The sequence below is a fragment of the Streptomyces sp. H27-H5 genome (genome assembly GCF_026627505.1).
In the GTDB taxonomy this organism is placed as follows: domain Bacteria; phylum Actinomycetota; class Actinomycetes; order Streptomycetales; family Streptomycetaceae; genus Streptomyces.
Map to the genome: position 1 here is coordinate 40,805 of NZ_JAPNLK010000017.1, position 17,241 is coordinate 58,045.

The window sequence follows — 17,241 nt, forward strand, 5'->3', positions numbered from 1 at the left end:
GTGGGCCTTCCGGGTCCCTCAGAGGCTGTCGAGGGCCTTGATGTACTCGTTCAGGTCACGTGCGTCGGGCAGGCCGTTGACGACAGTCCAGCGCACGATGCCGTCCTTGTCGATGATGAAGGTGCCGCGGACCGCGCAGCCCTTCTCCTCGTCGAGGACGCCGTAGGCGCGGGAGGTCTCGCCGTGCGGCCAGAAGTCCGACAGCAGCGGGTAGTCCAGGTTCTCCTGCTCGCCGAAGACCCGAAGGGTCGGCACGGAGTCGTTGGAGACCGCCAGCAGCTGCACGTCGTCGTTCTGGAACCGGGGCAGCCGGTCGCGCAGCTCGCACAGCTCGCCGGTGCAGACGCCGGTGAAGGCGAACGGGTAGAAGAGCAGCACCACGGCCTTCTCCCCCCGGAAGTCGGAGAGCCGCACGGTGGCACCGTGGTTGTCCTTGAGTTCGAAGTCCGGGGCCTTGTCGCCGACCTCGATCGCCATCTGTCGCATCCCTTCGTTCCCGCATGCGTGCGTTGAGCTGTTCGGGTGAGTGCAGCCTAGGCCCTGTGGTGACGCCGGCGCCGGGCGCCACGTCGACGACGGGTCCGGGGTGCGTTGTCCGCTTGGCTGCGGGGCGCGGCTCAGCGCTTGGACTTGGCTGCGGTCTTGGGGGTCACCAACTTGGTGGCGGCCCACTCCTTGCCGACGCTGACGCTCCTGGTCTGCGACAGGCCGGCCGTTTCGGCGGCCTCGCTGATGTCGCTGGCCTCGACGTAACCGGGACGACCGGTCTTGGGGGTCAGCAGCAGGATCAGTGCGCCGTCCTCCACCAAGTTGATGGAATCGACCAACGTGTCCGTCAGGTCGCCGTCTTCGTCCCGGAACCAGAGCAGCACCGCATCGGCGACGTCGTCGTACTCCTCGTCGACGAGATCGTTGCCGATGTGACTCTCGACGGCGTCACGGAATTCCTGATCGACGTCGTCGTCGTAGCCGATCTCCTGGACCACCTGTTCGGACTCGAAACCCAGCCTGGAAACCAGACTGGTCTCCGCGTGGTCCGCGGTCGCGCTCACGGGGTGCCTCCTGCTCATGTTCGGTGAATGTCTTTCGGCGGCGCGCGTACGCGCAGCATTGGGCGTAGTCCACACGGGCGCGGCGGATCGCGCAAGTACCCGGCCGCCGAGACCGTCGAAACGGTGACGATTGCGGCCGTCTCGCCGCAACTTTCAGCCTTCCCTCGCGTACCCCGGGTGATTCATCCCACACCATTGCGGGTCATTCGAGGCGGCTTGAGGACTTTCCCGCCTGTTTGAGGGACGAACGGCCTTACGAACCGGCTGATCGTATTGGGCGTAAGGTTGCGATTTGGCCGTACCCGCTCGACACCCGCTCACCGCCCGTTCTCCCCGCTCCAGTCGCGATGCCCGGAGTTTCCAGGGGTTACCCAGTGGTAGAGGTGAAGATTTCGGCCGAGCGTAAGACCATGGGAGGCGGCGACCCCAAGGCACGACTCCCCCGACAGCGAAGGAACAGCGTGGCTTCCGCATCCGATCGCAATCCGATCATCATTGGCGGCCTGCCGAGTCAGGTCCCGGACTTCGATCCGGAGGAGACGCAGGAGTGGCTCGACTCTCTGGACGCCGCCGTCGACGAGCGGGGCCGTGAACGCGCCCGCTACCTGATGCTGCGGCTGATCGAGCGGGCCCGCGAGAAGCGCGTGGCCGTGCCCGAGATGCGCAGCACGGACTACGTCAACACGATCGCCACCAAGGACGAGCCGTTCTTCCCCGGCAACGAGGAGATCGAGCGCAAGGTCCTGAACGCGACCCGGTGGAACGCGGCCGTCATGGTCTCGCGCGCCCAGCGTCCCGGGATCGGCGTCGGCGGTCACATCGCGACCTTCGCCTCCTCGGCCTCCCTCTACGACGTGGGCTTCAACCACTTCTTCCGGGGCAAGGACGAGGGTGACGGCGGCGACCAGATCTTCTTCCAGGGTCACGCCTCCCCCGGCATCTACGCCCGCGCCTACCTCCTCGACCGGCTCTCCGAGCAGCAGCTCGACGCGTTCCGGCAGGAGAAGTCGAAGGCGCCGTACGGTCTGTCCAGCTATCCGCACCCGCGGCTGATGCCGGACTTCTGGGAGTTCCCGACCGTCTCGATGGGTCTCGGTCCGCTCGGCGCCATCTACCAGGCGCGGATGAACCGGTACATGGAGGCGCGCGGGATCGCGGACACCTCCAAGTCCCACGTCTGGGCGTATCTCGGCGACGGCGAGATGGACGAGCCGGAGTCGCTGGGCCAGTTGTCCATCGCCGCTCGCGAGGGCCTGGACAACCTGACGTTCGTCGTCAACTGCAACCTCCAGCGGCTCGACGGCCCGGTGCGCGGCAACGGCAAGATCATCCAGGAGTTGGAGTCGCAGTTCCGCGGCGCCGGCTGGAACGTCATCAAGCTGATCTGGGACCGTTCCTGGGACCCGCTGTTGGCCCAGGACCGCGACGGCATCCTGGTCAACAAGATGAACTCGACGCCGGACGGGCAGTTCCAGACGTACGCCACCGAGTCCGGCGCGTACATCCGCGAGCACTTCTTCGGTGGCGACCAGCGGCTGCGCGCGATGGTCGAGAACATGACCGACTACCAGATCCAGCACCTGGGTCGCGGCGGTCACGACCACAAGAAGGTCTACGCGGCGTACGCGGCGGCCAAGGCCCACAAGGGTCAGCCGACGGTGATCCTGGCGCAGACGGTCAAGGGCTGGACGCTGGGCCCGAACTTCGAGGGCCGCAACGCGACGCACCAGATGAAGAAGCTGACGGTCGACGACCTCAAGCGCTTCCGCGACCGCCTGCACATCCCGATCACGGACGCCCAGCTGGAGGGCGGCGCGCCGCCGTACTACCACCCGGGCCGCAACTCCCCCGAGATCCAGTACATGCACGACCAGCGCAGCGCCCACGGCGGTTACGTGCCGACCCGTGTGGTGCGCGCGAAGCCGCTGCAGCTGCCGGACGAGAAGACCTACGCGGCGGCCAGGAAGGGTTCCGGTCAGCAGTCGATCGCCACCACGATGGCTTTCGTCCGCATCCTGAAGGACCTCATGCGGGACAAGGAGATCGGCAGGCGGTTCGTGCTGATCGCGCCCGACGAGTACCGCACCTTCGGCATGGACGCGTTCTTCCCGAGCGCCAAGATCTACAACCCGCTGGGCCAGCAGTACGAGGCGGTCGACCGCGAGCTGCTGCTCGCGTACAAGGAGTCGCCGACGGGCCAGATGCTGCACGACGGCATCTCGGAGGCGGGGTGCACGGCTTCGCTGATCGCGGCGGGTTCCGCGTACGCGACGCACGGCGAGCCGCTGATCCCGGTCTACGTCTTCTACTCGATGTTCGGTTTCCAGCGCACCGGTGACCAGTTCTGGCAGATGGCCGACCAGTTGGCGCGCGGTTTCGTCCTCGGTGCGACGGCGGGTCGAACCACCCTCACGGGTGAGGGCCTCCAGCACGCCGACGGTCACTCCCAGTTGCTGGCGTCGACCAACCCGGGCTGTGTGGCGTACGACCCGGCGTACGGGTACGAGATCGCGCACATCGTCAAGGACGGTCTGCGGCGGATGTACGGGCCCGACGCGGAGGACGTCTTCTACTACCTGACGGTCTACAACGAGCCGATCCGGCACCCCGCCGAGCCGGCGGACGTGGACGTGGACGGCATCCTCCAGGGCATCCACCGGGTCTCGGCCGGTACGGCGGGCGGCACCGGGGCGCAGATCATGGCCTCCGGCGTGGCCGTGCCATGGGCGTTGGAGGCCCAGCGGATCCTGGCCGAGGACTGGGACGTCAAGGCGGACGTGTGGTCGGCGACCTCCTGGAACGAGCTGCGCCGCGAGGCCGTCTCGGTGGAGGAGCACAACCTGCTCCACCCGGAGGAGGAGCAGCGCGTCCCGTACGTGACCCGCAAGCTGTCGGGTGCCGAGGGGCCGTTCGTGGCGGTCTCGGACTGGATGCGGTCGGTGCCGGACCAGATCTCGCGGTGGGTGCCGGGTGCGTACACCTCGCTGGGCGCGGACGGCTTCGGCTTCGCGGACACGCGGGGCGCGGCGCGCCGGTTCTTCCACATCGACGCGCAGTCGGTGGTGCTGGCGGTGCTGACCGAGCTGGCGAAGGCGGGGAAGGTCGACCGTTCGCTGCTGAAGCAGGCGATCGACCGGTACCAGCTGCTGGACGTCACGGCGGCCGACCCGGGCGCGGCGGGCGGCGACGCCTGACGCCCGTGACGGGCTGATCGTCGGGAGCGGGGTCGGGGCGGATGCCCCGGCCCCGCTCCCTTCTGCGTTCTCCGGGGGTTTACGCATTCCTTACGATGCTGGGCATGAAGGAAGCCTCCCGGCAGTCGCGGTGGGAGCGGCGGACGCAGACTCCGCTGCTCGTCCTCGCCCTGACGTTCGCCGTCGCCTATGCCGTGCCGATCGTCGCGCCCGACGCGGGCCCGGCCGTGCACCGGGCCTGCACCCATGCGGAGTGGGTGGTGTGGGGGGCGTTCGCCGCCGACTACCTGGTGCGGCTGTTCCTGTCGCCGGCCCGCGGGGCCTTCGTGCGGACCCATTGGCTGGACCTGGCGGCGGTGCTGCTGCCGATGATCCAGCCGCTGCGGCTGCTGCGGCTGGTGTCGACGCTGATGCTGGTGGGGCGGCGGGCCCGGATGGCGCCGCAGATCCGGCTGACGACGTACGTGGCGGGCGCGGTGGTCGGGCTGCTGATGTTCGGCTCGCTCGCGGTGCTGAGCGTGGAGCGGGACGCCCCCGACGGCAACATCAAGAACCTCGGGGACGCCCTGTGGTGGTCGGTGACCACCATGACGACGGTCGGGTACGGCGATCACTCCCCGACGACCGGGCTCGGCCGGCTGCTGGCGGTCGGGTTGATGCTGTCCGGGATCGCCCTGCTCGGTGTGGTGACGGCGAACATCGCGGCCTGGTTCATCTCCCGTTTCGAGCGGGACGACCAGGTGGAGCGGGCCCAGACCGCGGCGATCGCCGAGCTGACCGCCGAGGTGCGGGCCCTGCGCGCCGAGGTCGCCCGGCTCGGCGGCCCGGGGACCGGCCCGCTCGGGGATCAGGGGGCCGCCGGGCCCGTGGCCGCGGCCGCGGGCGTCCGCCCGGGGTCCCCGGCGCCGCGCGGGGCTACCGCTCCCACACCTTGAACGCCCTGACCTGGTAGGGCGAGGAGGGCAGCCAGACCCCGTCGCCGGGGTAGGTCTGGAACTCCCCGGTCTCCGCGCATTCGGCCGACTGGTACGTGGTCACCGGGCGGCCGACCCGGTTGGCGAGCGACTGGGCGCTGGTCCCGGGCGGCAGGGCTGTGCAGCTGTTGATGCTGACGGTGCTCAGCTCGTGGACCTGCTTGGCGCCCTTGAAGTCCGGCTTCGCCCACAGGCACAGCTGACCGGGGGCGCAGGCCGCGAGGGGCGGTGGCCCGGCGGCGTGCGCGCCGGTGGCCGTACCGGGGATCAGGGCGGTGGCGGCGAGGACGGCGGCGGCCAGGAACGTGCTGGGGCGGGTGGGGAAACTCGTACGCATGACGGGTCAACTCCTTGTGGACACGGGGTCCCGGACCGTTTCCGGGTTTCCGATGGCACCACGCTGACCTGCGCGGACGCTCGGGCGGAAGGGGGCGCGGGCGGGTCCACCCGGATAGGCGACAGCCCCGCCGGAACCGTCCGGCGGGGCTGTCGGGCGTACGGGGTTGACGCCGTCGCGGGAGTTTCGGGCCGGCTCAGATGTGGGCCGCGCCGGCTCCCGCGGGGGCGTTGTCGCCGCGCTTGGTGAAGCAGGCCACGACCGCGGCGAGGACCGCGACCACGCCCGCGACGGTGAAGGCGGTGTTCATGCCGGACACGAACGTGTCGTGCGCGACCGTGGTGATCGCCTGGGCCACCTCGGCGGGGACGCCCTCGGGGACGGGGGCGATGCCGACCTGGACGCCCTTCTCGGCGAGGTCGAGCTGTTCGGGGGTGAGCGGCGGGAGCTGCGCCTTGATCCAGTTGTCCCCGAACGAGTCACTGACGGTGCCCGCCATGACCGCGCCGAGGACGGCGGTGCCGAGGCTGCCGCCGACCTGCATGGCGGCCTGCTGGAGTCCGCCGGCCACGCCGGACAGTTCCAGCGGGGCGTTGCCGACGATGACCTCGGTGGCGCCGACCATGACGGGGGCGAGGCCGAGGCCGAGGAGGGCGAACCAGATCGACATGGTGAGGGTGGCGGTGTCCGGGGTGAGCCGGGCCATCCCGAAGCAGGCGACGGCGGTGGCGACCATGCCGGAGACGAGCGGGAGGCGCGGGCCGACCTTGGTGATGGCGGCGCCGGCGAGCGGCGAGCCGATGATCATCATGCCGGTGAGCGGCAGCAGGTGCAGGCCGCTGTCGACCGGGCTCATGCCGTGCACGTTCTGCAGGTAGAAGGTGACGAAGAACAGGCCGCCCATGAAGGCGAAGGCCATCAGCACCATGAGGACGGTGCCGGCCGACAGGGGCACGGAGCGGAACATGCCGAGCGGGATCAGCGGCTCGGAGACCTTGGTCTCCCAGACGGCGAACAGCACGAACAGGATCACGGAGGCGGCGAGGAAGAGCAGGGTCTTCGCGTCCCCCCAGCCCCACTCGGAGGCCTTGATGAGGGCCCAGATCAGCGAGAACATCGCGCCGGACAGCAGCAGGATGCCCGGGAGGTCGAAGGAGCGCGGGGCGTTCTCGGCCCGGTGGTCGAGCAGGATGAACAGGCCGAAGGCGAGCGCGATGATGCCGACGGGCACGTTGATGAAGAAGACGGACTGCCAGTTGACGTGTTCGACGAGCAGGCCGCCGACGATGGGGCCGGCGGCGGTCGAGGCGCCGATGACCATGCCCCAGATGCCGATGGCCATGTTGAGCTTCTCGGCGGGGAAGGTGGCGCGCAGCAGGCCGAGCGCGGCGGGCATCAGCAGGGCGCCGAAGAGGCCCTGGGCGACGCGGAAGCCGATGACGAGTTCCACGCCGGTGGACAGGCCGATGGCGGCCGAGGAGACCGCGAAGCCGGCGATGCCGATGAGGAAGGTCTGTCGGTGTCCGAAGCGGTCGCCGAGCTTGCCGGCGGTGATCAGGGAGACCGCGAGGGCGAGCAGGTAGCCGTTGGTGATCCACTGCACGTCGGCGAGCGAGGCGCCGAGGTCCTTCTGGATCGCGGGGTTGGCGACGGCGACGATCGTGCCGTCGAGGGTGACCATCATGACGCCGATCGCCACGGCGAAGAGGGTCAACCAGGGGTGGCCGCGCAGTCCGGTGCGGGCCGAAGCCGGGCCTTGTCCCCCGGCGGGTCCCCGGTCCTTGACGGTGATCTGACTAGTCATGCGAACAGGCTAGTGACAGCGACTGACACTTCACAAACGGCTTAACGAGACAGTAACTGTCAGGTCGGTCACAGGTACCCTGACCGCTCACTGAGCGTCAGAAAGGGAACCCACGGTGATGACCGACCTGCGGCCCGCCCCGGCTTCCCCGGCGGCCGGACTGCGCGAACGCAAGAAGCGACGCACCCGGGACGCGCTGCTGCGCGCCGCCCTCCTGCTCTTCATCGCGCAGGGCTATGAGCAGACGACCGTCGACGAGATCACCGACGCGGTGGACGTCTCCCAGCGCACCTTCTTCCGCTACTTCGCGAACAAGGAAGAGGTCGCCTTCACCGTCCAGGACATCGTCGAGTCCCACTTCCTCGCCGAACTGCGGGCCCGTCCGGCGTCCGAGGGTCCGATGGAGGCCATGCGCAACGCGGTGCTCGCCGGTTGGGACACCGTCGAGGAGGCCATCTCCGAGGTGGTCCCGGTCGACCTGTACATGCGCGGCTACCAGCTCATCGAGTCCACTCCGGCCCTGCTCGCCGTCCACCTGCGGCGCTCCACGGAGTTGGAGGAGGAGATCTCCCGACTGATCGCCGCCCGCGAGGGCCTGGACCTGGACGTCGACCCGCGTCCGCGGGTGCTCGTCGCCGCGTTCTCCGGCGTGATGCGGGTCACCGGCCGGCTGTGGGGGCAGGGCCAGGACGCCAGCGTGGCCGCGATCCGGCGGATGACCGAGGCGTACCTGGACCAGATCGGTCCGGCGCTGGCCGCGGACTGGCGGCGGCCCGCCTAGCGGGGCGTGCGCACGGCGGGGTGCGGGGCGAGCCGGCGGATTGCGTACGAGGCGCCGGCGCGCGCGGTGGATCACGCGCCGGATCACGCGGTTGTGACACGGTCGGCGGTGACGCCTGTCACCTGGCGCGCCACTGGCTCGAACGGTCTCCTAGGCTGGCTCCAGTGAACCTGCCCGGCCCCGTCCACCACCTCGCCGGCGCCTCCGAGCGCCCCGCCGCCCTGCGCACCCTGTTCGTGCTGGCGGTCGTCCTCGTCATGCTGGTGACGACGGGCTGGACCGCCGTCCACCGCCCCGAGTCGGGCGTCTCGCCGCGTGCCGTCGCGCTCTCGGCGTGGGCCGTGGCCCGCATCGACGGTCGCCCGCTGCCGCCGGCCCACGCACCCGTCCGCACGGTGGCCCGGTTCTTCGGCAGCCTCGACGGCGCCCAGCGCGCCCGGCTCGCGGACGGCTACCCGCTCGTCGTCGGAAACCTCGACGGCGTCCCGGCCACCACCCGCTACCGGGCCAACCTGCGCGGCCTGGAGCAGGCCCGACGCGTCGAGGAGGCCCGCAGTCGGGACGTCGGAGTGACCCCGACCGACCGGGCCGAGGCCACCCGTCGCGTGCACCGCTACGAGTCCCTCGCGGATCCCGACCGGCAGATCCTCGCCTTCGACCCCACCGGCGACGGACTCGTCGCCGAGGTCTTCGGCGACCTCGACCAGGCGCGCCGCGTCTCGGTGATCGTGCCCGGGGTCGACACCGACGTGGTCACCTTCGAGCGCAGCCGGCGCCGGCTCACCTCTCCCGTCGGCATGGCGCAGTCCCTCTACGAGGCCGAGCGCGCGGCCGCGCCCGACGGCCGGACCGCCGTCATCGCCTGGGCCGGGTACACCGCGCCCATAGGCGTGGGCGTGGACGCCGCGACGGGCCGGCTGGCCGTGGACGGGGCCGCCCGGCTGGAGTCGCTCGCCACGGCCCTGCCCGGGAACGCCAGCATCGCCCTGTTCTGCCACAGCTACGGGTCGGTGGTGTGCGGGGTCGCCGCGCACCACCTGCCGGCCCGGGTGACCGACGTGGTGGTGGCGGGCAGCCCGGGCATGCGCGCGTCGAGCGCCGCCGACCTGCACACCCGCGCACGGGTGTGGGCGACGCGGGACCCCGGCGACTGGATCGCCGACGTGCCGCACCTGGAGGTCGGCGGGGTGGGCCACGGGGCGGATCCGGTCTCCCGGGCCTTCGGCGCGCGGCGACTGTCCTCGGCAGGGGCCGGGAGCCACAACGGCTACTTCGAGCCAGGAACGGCCTCGTTGGACAACTTCGCCAAGATCGGAACCGGCACCTTCGCTTCCGTCGTGTGCGCGAACGGTGCCGACGGCTGTGGCAGCGGAATTTCGCCACAGACCGTGACTGACGAGGGCTGACGGCCACCACCGGACGTGGCGGGCGGGAAAACCGTTCCTGCGGCCAGGGGACGCGCGGGCGCCCCTCCCTCTACGATGTGCCGCATGGGGGATGTATTGGCCGGAAACCATGCCGTCTGGGAACTCGACTCGGACTCGGTGATCATCCGCTTCACGAGGGGGCTGCGCACACCGAGGCTCTGGCAGGCCCTGGGGGAACGACACATCCCCCTGGAGGCGCTGTCCGAAGTGACCGTGACCGGGGGGAAACGGGACACGGCGGTTCTGCGCGCCGTCCCGCGCCCGGGGGCGGATCCGTTGATGGAGGCCGCCGCGGGGCAGCTGAAGGAAGCCTGCGATCCGTACCGGCTGGTCCTGCCCGGCGACCGGGCACCCCAGGCGGCGTCGCTGGTCGACGCCCTGCGGGGACGGCTGGGACCCGCCGAACCGGCCGACCGCTTCCTCGTCCGCGCCCCGGAACCGCCGATCCACCTGAAGGCGTACGACGCGCGGGTGGGCTTCGACGGTTCGGCGGTCACCTTCCAGTGGTCGCGCACGGGCGCCAGCAGCACGAAGTGGAAGGCGGGCGACCAGCGGTACCCGCTGGCCGCGATCGGCGGGGTCGAGTGGCGCTCCCCCGACGGCCCGGACGGCCACCTCCGGCTCCTGCCCCGGGACGGGGTCGCCGCCGGCGACGCACGGCCCGACCACGACCTGGCGGCCGCGGTGTTCGGGATCGGATACGGCGCGGTGCACGAGTCGCTGCCGTTCGCGGCGTCCGTGCTCGCCGCCGTCGGCGGCAGGACCCCGGTGGGATCCGTCCCGCAACCGCAGGTCGACGAGCGGCTGCGGCACCTGAGCGAGCTGCACGGCGCGGGCCTGCTCACCGACGCCGAGTACGCGGCCCTGCGCGACCGCTTCGCGGCCGACGCCTGAGCCCGGCGGCGGGGGGGGGGGGGGGGGACGGCCTACCCCACCACCGCGCCCGATCCCAAAGCCCCGCCCCGCACCAAGCCCCCCCCCCCCCCCCACGTGGAGCTCATGTCGGGGTACCGGTCGCCCGCCACCCGGGAGGCGATCGGTTCGAGCAGCGCCAGTTCGGCGTCCGTCAGGGTGATGCGGGTGGCGGCCGCGTTCTCCGCGAGTCGGCCCGGCTTGCGGGTGCCCGGGATCGGGACCACCGGCAGGCCGTGCACCTTCGCCCGCTGCTGGACCCACGCCAGGGCGATCTGCGCCGGCGTCGCCCCGTGGGCGGCGGCGATCTCGCGGACGGGGGCCAGCAGCGCCGCGTTGGTCCTGGCGTTGTCGCCGGTGAACCGCGGCTGGTACTTGCGGAAGTCGTCCGCCGACAGGTCCGTGCCCGCGTCCGCGAACGCCCCGGTGAGGAAGCCGCGCCCGAGCGGCGAGTAGGGCACGAAGGCCACGCCCAGTTCCGCCGCCGCGCCGACCGCGCTGCGTTCCACGTCCCGGCTGAACAGCGACCACTCCGACTGGAGCGCGGTGATCGGGTGCACCGCGTGCGCCTCGCGCAGTTCGGCCCCGGTGACCTCGCTCAGCCCCAGGTACCGGACCTTCCCCTCCCGGACCAGTTCCGCCATGGCTCCCACCGACTCGGCGAACGGCACGGCCGGGTCGCGCCGGTGCATGTAGTAGAGGTCGATGACGTCGGTCCCGAGCCGGCGCAGGCTGCCCTCGACGGCCTGCCGGACGTAGGCGGGATCGTTGCGGATGCCCCGGTGGTGGGGGTCGTCGTTGCGTTCGATGGCGAACTTCGTGGCCAGGGTGATCTCGTCCCGGTGGGCGGCCACGAACGGCGCGATGAACTCCTCATCGACACCGCGCCCGTAGACGTCCGCGGTGTCGATGAGGGTGACGCCCGCCGTCAGCGCCGCCTCCAGGGTCTGCCGGGCGACCGTCTCGTCGGTGTCCCCGTAGAACTCGCTCATGCCCATGCAGCCCAGGCCCTGGACGCCCACCAGCGGGCCGCCCTTGCCCAGCTCGACCTGCTCGATGACCTTGTCGTGCTCCGTCATGGCCGTGCCTTCCCCGTCGTCGTGCCCATCGAGTACATCCCGATCTTGTAGTCCAGTACGCCGAGCGCGTCGGTCAGCTCCGTGATCCGCGAACGCACCTCGTGGCGGGTCCGCTCCAGCAGTTCGCGCCGCTGGTCGACGGTGTGCGCGCCCTCGCGCACCAGTTCCGCGTACCGGACCATGTCCGCCACCGACATCCCGGTGGCGCGCAGCTTGCCCACGAAGGCCAGCCAGTCGAGGTCCTTGTCGGTGAACCGTCGCTGGCCCGAGTGGGAGCGGTCCACGTGCGGCATCAGGCCGATCCGCTCGTACCAGCGCAGTGTGTGCTGGGTCAGACCGGTCCGGGCCTCGACCTCGCTGATCGTGTACCGCGGCTGCGTCAGGCTCATGACTCCACGCTAAAACCTTGGAGTGCACTCCAGGCAAGTAGGCTCGGCCGCATGGAGAACAGCCTGGAAAGCCTGCGCATCGTCGAGAACTGGCCGGTGACGACGGCCGCCGCCGCCGTCGTCCGCGCCGACGGGACCACGGCCGGTTCCCACGGTCCCGTCGACCACCCGTTCCCGCTGGCCTCGGTGACCAAGCCGCTCGCCGCGTACGCCGCCCTCGTCGCGTACGAGGAGGGGGCGATCGAACTGGACGAGCCGGCCGGACCGGAGGGTTCCACGGTCCGTCACCTGCTCGCGCACACCAGTGGGCTGGCCTTCGACGAGCACCGGGTGATGGGCCCTCCCGGGCAGCGCCGGCTGTACTCGAACGCCGGTTTCGAGGTGCTCGGCGACCACATCGCGAAGGCCACCGGGATCCCCTTCGCCGAGTACCTGCACCAGGCCGTCTTCGAACCGCTGGGCATGGAGTCGAGCGTGCTGCACGGCTCCCCCGCGAAGGACGGCGTGTCCACCGTCTCGGACCTGACGCGGTTCGCCGCCGAGCTCCAGGCACCGCGGCTGCTCGACGTCCGCACCGTCGCCGAGGCCACCGCCGTCGTGCACCCGGGCCTCAAGGGCGTCCTGCCGGGCTACGGGCACCAGTCCCCCAACGACTGGGGGCTCGGCCTGGAGATCCGCGACGGCAAGTCCCCGCACTGGACGGGTCACACGTCCTCGCCCCGAACCTTCGGGCACTTCGGCCAGTCGGGCACCTTCCTGTGGGTGGACCCGGACGCGCGCGCCGCGTGCGTGGCGCTGACCGACCGCGCCTTCGGCCCCTGGGCCGTGGAGGCCTGGACCCCGTTCACGGACGCGGTCCTCGCCGAGCTGCGTTCCTGACCCGCCGGAGCAGAGGGGCAGCCGCTACAAAAGCTCCCAGATCAGCAGTTCGCCCGGGGAGCCGGCGGTGATCTCCAGCCCGCTCTCGCGGGTGATCCGCGCCGAGTCGCCGGGGCCCAGTTCCTCCCCGTCGATCCGCAGGTCCCCGCGCACGACGTGCAGGTAGACCCGCTCGGCGGCCGGCACGGGGATCCGCTCGCCCGCGCCGGGCCGCCGCACGCGCAGGACGGCGCCGGCCGCGGGGATCTCGTACGCGGTGTCGTCGGCGAGGTCCCGGACGAGCGTGTACGAGGGTTCGCCGCCCGCGACGAGCGGCGCGAGCCAGGTCTGTACGAACCGCAGCCGTTCGGGCCCGTCGTTGCGCTCGACGTGCCGCGCACCGGATCCGGCGCCGAAGTGCTGCACGTCGCCGGGGCGGACCTGCCCGCTGTGTCCGCCGGCGCTGTCCTTGTGGGTGAGTTCGCCCTCCACCACCCAGGTGACGATCTCGGTGTGGCTGTGCGCGTGCTCCTCGAAGCCGGAGCCTGGCCGCAGCATCTCCTCGTTGCAGGCCAGCACCGGGCCGAACCGGATGTTGTCCGGGTCGTAGAAGGATCCGAAGGAGAAGGCGTGCCGGGTGGTGATCCCGGCGGCCGGGTCCCCGCCCTCGTGCCGGTCGGCGGCGCGGCGTACATCAATCATGAAGGCCACCGTAGACCCCGCCGGCCGCGGCGCGACTCGGGGCGCGGGCGCTCCGCCGCGGGACCGGAGTCCGCGCCGGGGCGCCGATAGGGCAGTCTTGTCCCGTGCCCCAACCCGAACGTGAGCCTTCTCCCGAGACCAGCCCCGCGCACCCGGCGCATGCCGTGCATCCCGCCCATCCGCACACCGCGACGCTGCGCAGGCTGGAGAAATCCTCCGGGCGGCTCGCCGCCAACGCCATCGCGCGCATGGACGAGACCCTGCCGTGGTACCGGGCGATGCCGCCGGAGAACCGGTCCTGGATCGGCCTGGTCGCCCAGGCCGGCATCGCCGCGTTCACGGAGTGGTTCCGGCACCCGGAGACCCCGCAGGCGATCTCGACCGACGTGTTCGGGACGGCTCCGCGCGAGCTGACCCGGGCGATCACGCTGCGGCAGACCGTGGAGATGGTCCGTACGACGATCGAGGTGATGGAGACCGCGATCGACGAGGTCGCGGCCCCCGGCGACGAGTCGATCCTGCGGGAGGCGCTGCTGGTGTACGCCCGGGAGATCGCCTTCGCGACGGCTCAGGTGTACGCCCAGGCGGCCGAGGCGCGCGGGGCGTGGGACGCCCGGCTGGAGTCCCTGGTCGTCAACGCGGTGCTGTCGGGCGAGGCCGACGAGGGCGCCCTGTCCCGGGCCGCGGCGCTGGGCTGGAACTCGCCGGAGCACGTGTGCGTCGTCCTGGGCACCGCCCCGGACGGGGACAGTGAACTGACGGTCGAGGCGATCCGGCGGGCGGCCCGGCACCACAAGCTCCAGGTCCTCACCGGGGTGCTGGGCGACCGGCTGGTGGTCATCGCGGGCGGCAGCGACAACCCGATGCAGGTGGCGAAGTCCCTGATCGGGCCGTTCGCGGCGGGTGCCGTGGTGGCGGGTCCGGTGGTCCCGGACCTGCTGAACGCGACGAAGTCGGCGCAGGCCGCCGCGGCCGGACTGAAGGCCTGTACGGCGTGGCAGGACGCGCCGCGCCCCGTTCTGGCGGATGATCTCCTGCCCGAGCGCGCGATCGCCTCCGATCCCTCGGCGAGGGAGCAGTTGGTGGAGGAGATCTACAGACCACTGGAGGAGGCGGGTTCGGCGCTCCTGGAGACGCTGAGCGTCTACCTGGAGCAGGCGAGCAGTCTGGAAGGGGCCGCGCGGATGCTGTTCGTCCACCCGAACACGGTGCGCTACCGGCTCCGACGTGTGACCGACGTCACCGGCTGGTCACCCTCCGATGTCCGTTCGGCGTTCACGTTGCGGATCGCCTTGATCCTGGGGCGCCTGGCCGACGGCGATCCCCAGTCCTAGACTTTTGTCGGACATCAACAATTACCCCGTCGGTTCTTCGTCCCTGTCCCCACGGGCGGCGCGGGCCACATACAAGAGAGAGTGTGAGGGTGCTCGTACTCGTCGCTCCAGGCCAAGGCGCTCAGACGCCCGGCTTCCTGACTCCCTGGCTCGAACTCCCCGGCGCCGCCGAGCGCGTCGCGGGGTGGTCCGACGCCATCGGGCTCGACCTTGCCCACTACGGCACGAAGGCCGACGCGGACGAGATCCGCGACACGGCGGTGGCCCAGCCGCTGCTGGTCGCCGCGGGTCTGCTGTCCGCCTCCGCGCTCGGCACCACGACCGCCTTCGGCGCGGTCGCGGGTCACAGCGTCGGTGAGATCACGGCGGCCGCGTACGCCGGTGTACTGAGCGAGGACGACGCGCTGTCGTTCGTACGCACCCGGGGGCTCGGCATGGCCGAGGCCGCCGCCGTCACCGAGACCGGCATGGCCGCGGTGCTGGGCGGCGACCGTGACGTGGTCGTCGCGCACCTGGACAAGCTGGGGCTGACCCCGGCGAACATCAACGGTGCGGGCCAGATCGTGGCCGCCGGCACCGCGGAGCAGATCGCCGCCCTCGTGGCCGACAAGCCCGAAGGCTCCATGAAGGTCGTCGCCCTCAAGGTCGCGGGCGCGTTCCACACCCACCACATGGCGCCCGCGGTCGCCACGCTGGAGAAGGCCGCCGAGGCCCTCGCCCCGGCGGACCCGGCGCTGAAGTACGTGTCGAACAAGGACGGTCGGGTCGTGACCACGGGCGCCGACGTCGTCGCCCGCCTGGTCGGCCAGGTGGCCAACCCGGTCCGTTGGGACCTGTGCATGGAGACGTTCGCCGAACTGGGCGTCACCGGGATCGTCGAGCTCTGCCCGGGCGGCACCCTCCAGGGTCTGGCCAAGCGTGCGCTCAAGGGCGTGCCGGCCGTCGCCCTGAAGACGCCGGACGATCTCGACAAGGCCGCCGCGCTCCTCGCCGAGCACGCGGTCTGAGAGAAGGAGCCCACACAGCATGTCGAAGATCAAGCCGGCCAAGGGCTCCCCGTACGCCCGCATCCTCGGGGTGGGCGGCTACCGCCCGGTCCGCGTGGTGCCCAACGAGGTCATCCTGGAGACGATCGACTCGTCCGACGAGTGGATCCGTTCGCGTTCCGGCATCGCCACCCGGCACTGGGCCTCGCCCCAGGAGACCGTCGCCGCGATGTCGGTGGAGGCCTCCGGCAAGGCGCTGGCCGCTGCCGGGGTCTCCCCCGAGCAGATCGGCGCCGTGATCGTTTCCACGGTGTCGCACTTCAAGCAGACCCCGGCCGTCGCGACCGAGATCGCGCACCGGATCGGGGCTATCAAGCCCGCCGCTTTCGACATCTCCGCGGGTTGTGCCGGGTTCGGTTACGGCCTGACCTTGGCCAAGGGCCTGGTGGTGGAGGGGTCGGCGCAGTACGTCCTCGTCATCGGTGTCGAGCGGCTGTCGGACCTCACCGACCTGGAGGACCGCGCGACGGCCTTCCTGTTCGGCGACGGCGCCGGCGCCGTGGTCGTCGGCCCTTCGGACGAGCCGGCCATCGGCCCCACGGTGTGGGGTTCGGAGGGCGACAAGTCCGAGACGATCAAGCAGACCGTGCCGTGGGACGAGTACCTCGGCAAGGGCGGCGGGGAGAAGTTCCCGGCCATCACGCAGGAGGGTCAGGCGGTCTTCCGCTGGGCCGTCTTCGAGATGGCCAAGGTGGCCCAGCAGGCGCTCGACGCGGCCGGGATCACCGCGGACGACCTGGACGTCTTCATTCCGCACCAGGCAAACATGCGGATCATCGACTCGATGGTGAAGACTCTGAAGCTGCCGGAGCACGTCACGGTAGCCCGTGACGTCGAGACCACCGGCAACACCTCGGCCGCCTCGATTCCGCTCGCAATGGAGCGGCTCCTGGCGACCGGTGCGGCGAAGAGCGGCGACACGGCGCTCGTCATCGGCTTCGGGGCGGGACTCGTCTACGCCGCGACGGTCGTTACCCTCCCCTAGGGTCGGGATCGCTTTCCCACCCTGAACATCCAGTAGCTAAAGAAGGAGCGCCACATGGCCGCCACGCAGGAAGAGATCCTCGAAGGTCTCGCGGAGATCGTCAACGAGATCGCCGGCATCCCGCAGGAGGACGTCCAGCTCGACAAGTCCTTCACCGACGACCTGGACGTCGACTCGCTGTCCATGGTCGAGGTCGTCGTCGCCGCCGAAGAGCGCTTCGAGGTCAAGATCCCGGACGAGGACGTCAAGAACCTCAAGACGGTCGGCGACGCCGCCGACTACATCCTGAAGCACCAGGCCTGAGCCTGACGAGCGTTTGTCGCCACCTGGCGGTGGCGCCGTGACAATTCAGCACCCCCTGAGACGT

The 17,241-nt window shown here is 71.0% G+C and carries 17 protein-coding genes; 10 read left to right on the forward strand and 7 right to left on the reverse strand.

Going from position 1 to position 17,241, the window contains the following annotated elements; translation table 11 throughout:
- Positions 1–18 precede the first annotated feature (18 nt).
- Positions 19–477 carry a peroxiredoxin gene (locus tag OTB19_RS11030; protein WP_053677873.1) on the reverse strand — a complete coding sequence of 153 codons (459 nt, stop codon included), beginning with the start codon at positions 475–477 and terminating at the stop codon, positions 19–21.
- A 140-nt stretch (positions 478–617) separates the two neighbouring features.
- Complete coding sequence (locus OTB19_RS11035; protein WP_053677871.1) at positions 618–1,052, reverse strand: DUF3052 domain-containing protein; 435 nt, start codon at positions 1,050–1,052, stop codon at positions 618–620.
- A 461-nt stretch (positions 1,053–1,513) separates the two neighbouring features.
- Between OTB19_RS11035 and aceE the strand changes: the two genes are divergently transcribed.
- Both aceE and OTB19_RS11045 read left to right on the forward strand, forming a co-directional pair.
- Complete coding sequence (gene aceE / locus OTB19_RS11040; RefSeq protein ID WP_267797881.1) at positions 1,514–4,246, forward strand: pyruvate dehydrogenase (acetyl-transferring), homodimeric type; 2,733 nt, start codon at positions 1,514–1,516, stop codon at positions 4,244–4,246.
- Positions 4,247–4,350: 104 nt separating this feature from the next.
- Positions 4,351–5,181 carry a potassium channel family protein gene (locus OTB19_RS11045; RefSeq protein WP_267797882.1) on the forward strand — a complete coding sequence of 277 codons (831 nt, stop codon included), beginning with the start codon at positions 4,351–4,353 and terminating at the stop codon, positions 5,179–5,181.
- Here the strand turns inward: OTB19_RS11045 and OTB19_RS11050 are convergent.
- Positions 5,162–5,557, reverse strand: coding sequence for a peptidase inhibitor family I36 protein (locus OTB19_RS11050; protein WP_267797883.1), 396 nt, complete (start codon positions 5,555–5,557; stop codon positions 5,162–5,164). The two genes, OTB19_RS11045 and OTB19_RS11050, sit on opposite strands and share 20 nt — an antisense overlap.
- A 196-nt stretch (positions 5,558–5,753) precedes the next feature.
- Positions 5,754–7,241, reverse strand: a complete 1,488-nt coding sequence (locus OTB19_RS11055; RefSeq protein ID WP_420716828.1) for an MFS transporter — start codon at positions 7,239–7,241, stop codon at positions 5,754–5,756.
- A 238-nt stretch (positions 7,242–7,479) separates the two neighbouring features.
- Here OTB19_RS11055 and OTB19_RS11060 point away from each other — a divergent pair, with 238 nt between their 5' ends.
- The 3 genes from OTB19_RS11060 to OTB19_RS11070 all read left to right on the forward strand — a co-directional run bounded on the left by OTB19_RS11060 (position 7,480) and on the right by OTB19_RS11070 (position 10,463).
- The gene (locus OTB19_RS11060; protein WP_267797885.1) at positions 7,480–8,142 is read left to right on the forward strand and encodes a TetR/AcrR family transcriptional regulator; all 663 of its coding nucleotides are present in this window, start codon (positions 7,480–7,482) and stop codon (positions 8,140–8,142) included.
- A 257-nt stretch (positions 8,143–8,399) separates the two neighbouring features.
- Positions 8,400–9,548, forward strand: coding sequence for an alpha/beta hydrolase (locus OTB19_RS11065; RefSeq protein ID WP_267797946.1), 1,149 nt, complete (start codon positions 8,400–8,402; stop codon positions 9,546–9,548).
- A gap of 84 nt (positions 9,549–9,632) precedes the next feature.
- The gene (locus OTB19_RS11070) at positions 9,633–10,463 is read left to right on the forward strand and encodes a DUF4429 domain-containing protein (protein ID WP_267797886.1); all 831 of its coding nucleotides are present in this window, start codon (positions 9,633–9,635) and stop codon (positions 10,461–10,463) included.
- A 32-nt stretch (positions 10,464–10,495) separates the two neighbouring features.
- Here OTB19_RS11070 and OTB19_RS11075 read toward each other — a convergent pair whose 3' ends face one another.
- Entirely contained in the window at positions 10,496–11,560 is a 1,065-nt protein-coding gene (locus tag OTB19_RS11075) for an aldo/keto reductase (protein WP_267797887.1), read from the reverse strand.
- Complete coding sequence (locus OTB19_RS11080) at positions 11,557–11,949, reverse strand: MerR family transcriptional regulator (RefSeq protein ID WP_267797888.1); 393 nt, start codon at positions 11,947–11,949, stop codon at positions 11,557–11,559. Before OTB19_RS11080 ends, OTB19_RS11075 begins: the two co-directional genes overlap by 4 nt.
- Before the next feature lie 63 nt (positions 11,950–12,012).
- On the opposite strand from OTB19_RS11080, the gene OTB19_RS11085 reads away from it, so the two are divergent.
- A complete protein-coding gene (locus tag OTB19_RS11085; RefSeq protein ID WP_267797947.1) occupies positions 12,013–12,828 on the forward strand; it encodes a serine hydrolase domain-containing protein in 816 nt (271 codons plus the stop codon).
- 24 nt (positions 12,829–12,852) lie between these two features.
- Here the strand turns inward: OTB19_RS11085 and OTB19_RS11090 are convergent, their stop codons facing one another.
- A complete protein-coding gene (locus tag OTB19_RS11090) occupies positions 12,853–13,509 on the reverse strand; it encodes a pirin family protein (RefSeq protein ID WP_267797889.1) in 657 nt (218 codons plus the stop codon).
- Positions 13,510–13,673: 164 nt separating this feature from the next.
- Here OTB19_RS11090 and fasR point away from each other — a divergent pair, with 164 nt between their 5' ends.
- From fasR to OTB19_RS11110, 4 genes are all read left to right on the forward strand, one after another.
- Complete coding sequence (fasR, locus tag OTB19_RS11095) at positions 13,674–14,843, forward strand: fatty acid biosynthesis transcriptional regulator FasR (protein ID WP_267797948.1); 1,170 nt, start codon at positions 13,674–13,676, stop codon at positions 14,841–14,843.
- Positions 14,844–14,932: 89 nt separating this feature from the next.
- Positions 14,933–15,850: an ACP S-malonyltransferase gene (locus tag OTB19_RS11100; RefSeq protein ID WP_267797890.1), complete on the forward strand. Its 918-nt coding sequence runs from the start codon at positions 14,933–14,935 to the stop codon at positions 15,848–15,850.
- 19 nt (positions 15,851–15,869) lie between these two features.
- Positions 15,870–16,874, forward strand: coding sequence for a ketoacyl-ACP synthase III (locus OTB19_RS11105; RefSeq protein WP_267797891.1), 1,005 nt, complete (start codon positions 15,870–15,872; stop codon positions 16,872–16,874).
- A gap of 54 nt (positions 16,875–16,928) precedes the next feature.
- Positions 16,929–17,177, forward strand: a complete 249-nt coding sequence (locus OTB19_RS11110) for an acyl carrier protein (RefSeq protein WP_150519766.1) — start codon at positions 16,929–16,931, stop codon at positions 17,175–17,177.
- Positions 17,178–17,241: the final 64 nt, after the last annotated feature.